This is a genomic window from Chryseobacterium sp. 2TAF14 (genome assembly GCF_052115105.1).
Classification (GTDB): Bacteria; Bacteroidota; Bacteroidia; order Flavobacteriales; family Weeksellaceae; genus Chryseobacterium.
Genome location: NZ_JBFRGA010000234.1, coordinates 1 through 3,615, shown reverse-complemented (window position 1 = coordinate 3,615; position 3,615 = coordinate 1). Strand labels below are relative to the sequence as shown.

At 35.6% G+C, this 3,615-nt stretch carries 4 protein-coding genes and 1 pseudogene; all 5 read left to right on the top strand.

Annotated elements, in window-relative coordinates; translation table 11 throughout:
• A partial coding sequence (locus AB4Y90_RS16605; protein WP_441558684.1) for a hypothetical protein occupies nucleotides 1-885 on the top strand: 885 nt, incomplete at its 5' end.
• 45 nt (nucleotides 886-930) lie between these two features.
• Nucleotides 931-1,491, top strand: a complete 561-nt coding sequence (locus AB4Y90_RS16600; RefSeq protein WP_441558683.1) for a DUF6705 family protein — start codon at nucleotides 931-933, stop codon at nucleotides 1,489-1,491.
• A 36-nt stretch (nucleotides 1,492-1,527) separates the two neighbouring features.
• Complete coding sequence (locus AB4Y90_RS16595; RefSeq protein ID WP_441558682.1) at nucleotides 1,528-2,133, top strand: DUF6705 family protein; 606 nt, start codon at nucleotides 1,528-1,530, stop codon at nucleotides 2,131-2,133.
• 93 nt (nucleotides 2,134-2,226) lie between these two features.
• The gene (locus AB4Y90_RS16590) at nucleotides 2,227-3,354 is read left to right on the top strand and encodes a hypothetical protein (RefSeq protein ID WP_441558681.1); all 1,128 of its coding nucleotides are present in this window, start codon (nucleotides 2,227-2,229) and stop codon (nucleotides 3,352-3,354) included.
• Between the two features lie 10 nt (nucleotides 3,355-3,364).
• Nucleotides 3,365-3,615: pseudogene (locus AB4Y90_RS16585) on the top strand (hypothetical protein); the annotation flags it as partial.

The window sequence follows — 3,615 nt, the reverse complement described above, 5'->3', positions numbered from 1 at the left end:
GATTTGATATGCTCAACTCCGGGAGGAGGCTATACCGGCAGCGGCGGTAATGAGACCGGAACCACACCGGGAGGTTTTAATCCCGGCGGAGGTAGTGGCGGAGCAACCAATCCCATAGAACCTCCGGGAAGTAGCGCAGCAACCAATCCTGAAAATCCATGTGAAGGAAGTATTCCTTCACAACCACAAGACCCTAATGCTACTTTAGGAACTAATGAAGGCTGTAATCCCGGAACACCTACTTTACCGAATCTGCCTTTACCAAGTACCCACGATCCTTGTTGGGATATTAAAAGAAATTTTGCTAATGYCAGATTTATGCAAAAAGTAACGGCGATAGACAAGCCAGAAGTTTTTGATTACGACCATGAAATGGGATTTGCCGCTGCTTATCCTCCTGCAAATACAGGGGTTGTAGGAATACAGTATCAACCTATGGAAAATAGCATTGATACTCATAGAGTAAGACTTCCCGATGGAAATCGATATTTTGCTTTCATACATACTCATAATAATAAAGAAGGGGTTGTGAAAATGTTTTCACCGGCAGATCTTGCTACCTTTTTATCGAGCTGTGTTGTCAATGCTAACGAAAGCGGAAGTATCGGAGACGCATATGCGATGGTAATAACTTCTGCAGGAAATTATATTTTGAAATATACAGGCTTTTCTACTACATTTGGTATTGGACCGAATGGTCTGAAATTTTGGAATTCTTGGTATGAAGAACGTTTAAGAGAAATTCAAAATGATGATAATACTTTTGACCAAGACAAAGTGGAAAAAGTATTTTTGAGATTTCTGAAAGAAAAAGTAAAAATAGACGGAGTACAATTATACCAAGTTGAAAAAACCACAGGAAAAGCTAAAACTAACCTTAGATGATACTAATACTGTAATACCAACACCATGCGATTAAAGAAAAATATTATGAAAAAACTAATTATTTTATTAGCATTTCACTCACTATTTTTGAGTTGTGCTCAAGTATATCCTCTTAATACTTATGCTGAAGTACCCAATAATGCCTATATTAAAGATATAAATAATGAGTTGGTTCCCTATGAGGGAATTTGGAAAGGTACTTGGAATAGCAAAACAATATTTATTTCACTTAAAAAAATAAAAAAACAATTTAATTATAATGATAATAAAGATTATTATAGAGATTTGCTTGTCGGAAAATTTAAAGTTTTAGATTCATCAGGGAATATATTATTTGACAATACTAATCTACCTAATGATGATACTAAAATAAATGGGCTGAGATTTCTTACACAACCTAATATAAGATATAAATTGTATTATTTTGATAATGATATTTGTGGTATGACAGGTGATATTTATATTAGCTTCTTAAACGGAAACTTTAATCAACTTAATTGGAAATTCATCGACACAACTGATATTATTACGTCAAGCTGTCCATACTATAATTCTAACCCATTTCCAGAACCCTTACCTGCGAATATTGTTTTGACTAAACAGTAGAATGAAGCCTCATCAGAGATTTAGTATAATCAAATTATGAAAAAACTAATTATTTTAATAGCACTTCTTATTTCATTAGGAGTCTTAGCACAGGAGTATCCTCTTAACACCAGCCGTTTTGATGTTCAACCATACAGCTATATAAAAGATACAAACAATGAATATGATAAATATGTAGGTCTATGGAAAGGAGAATGGAATGGTAAAACACTCTATCTTGAACTAAAAAAAGTAAAATATTTTTCTAATAATGGTTATCCATATTATACCGATTGGTTAATGGGTGAAAGAAAGATAATTGACGCTAATGGAAATATAGAGATAGACCGAATAAGTAATTTTGATTATGAGCATCCGGAATTTTGGGGACTGGGTATGTTTACCAACTATAATGGTCAAATATGTGAAACGATCATGTTTTATCCGAAAAATATGTGTAACACACATACACGCCTTATCATTACTAAATTAGAAAATCTACTGAGTATAAACAGTCCGAACGGAACCACGCAAATGACCTTACATTGGGATGGTAAGATGGAAGGAGGTCTTACGGAGGATTGTGTACATGATTCGTATGCACAACAGCATGGAGAATACCCTGTAAATTTCCCGAAGGATATTGTACTGACAAAGCAATAAAATACAAGCCTCTTGAAAAAGAGGTTTATATTTTTTTACAACACAGGATAAGCAGGCGGTGCGGTAGATCTAAAAGGAAAAATAACCAAAGAGTTGCTACAAAGCGGAACTTATGAACCACAAGTAATGGAAAGAGTGGTCTGCTATGATTATGTGGATGCCTATTACACGACATGCAGCGGTGGCATGCATCACAATGGAGAAGAATTTGGTCCTTTAAGTGAGGGGAAATGCCCGGAACCTACCCAGTCGGTACTGGTAATCACCGTCACAAGGAGATGTAATGACATAGCAGTGGGAGGCAACGATGAGGGTGGAACTCCATCAATACCGTCTGAAGGCGGCGGAAATCATGGAGGTGGCGGAACAGCGCCTTCTACCCAGCCTTGTGAAGGAAACGGAGTTCCTTCACAGCCACAAGACCCGAACTCTACTATTGGAGGAAACGAAGGCTGTAATTCAGGAACACCTACTTTACCGAATCTGGAATTTAATCCTCCTACAACACCTTGTGAAAAAGTAAATCAGGCAAATCTAAAAGCAAAAGCATTGCTTGAGCAAAAAACCATAAAAGACTCTTTGGCTAAAGCTTCACAGACAGTACTTACAGACACTATTGAAAAAGGGTTTAACTTTGGAATAAAAAGTGACGGAAGCTATACAACTTCTGAGATTAAGAAGGGCGCTACAAGCAGTGTAAGTCTCCAGCCAACAGATTATACTTTTACAGTAACTGGCTCTGCACACACACATAACGGAACTTATGGCTATGAATGCCCTTCAGCAGGAGACATTGCAACTAATGCTGTTTATAATAAACTTAATCCTTCTTTTGTGACAAGCTTTGTAGTATCTGCTGGAAGTATTTACAACATCAGCGTTATAGACCCACAAAAAGCAAAAGATTTTGCCACTAATTATCCAAAATCTCAATATGTAGAAACTAATCCACAGAGTGATGATAGTGGTCATTGGAAACCTGGAAGTACTATAAGAGCAGATTTTGATAAAATTATAAATATTTTTTTAAAGCAAGGCAAATCACATAACGAAGCAGGAGCATTAGCACAGGCATATATTTTGAAGAAGTATGATACAGGAATGGTGATGAGTAAAAAGCAACCAGGCGGGAGTTTTAAAAGTATATTTGTAAGTGAAAATAAAAACCCCAATAATCCTAACGCATCAACATATCAACAAACTGACAATTGTAATCTTTAAAAAAACAATAATGAAAAATATAATAAAATTTATAGCTCTGCTATTCATAACATTTAGTTACAAGGCTAATGCCCAATTAGATACTTTAAATTACATGAAGCAATTTGAAGCTAATAAAGCCCAATATATCAATCAGCCATTTTCTAAACTACTCAATGAAATGCATCAACTACAACCAACATCACATTGGGGCGATACTCCTTTTAAAAACCAAAATATTGTTCATGCTACACGTTTTTTATTCTGCAATATGGACTATAT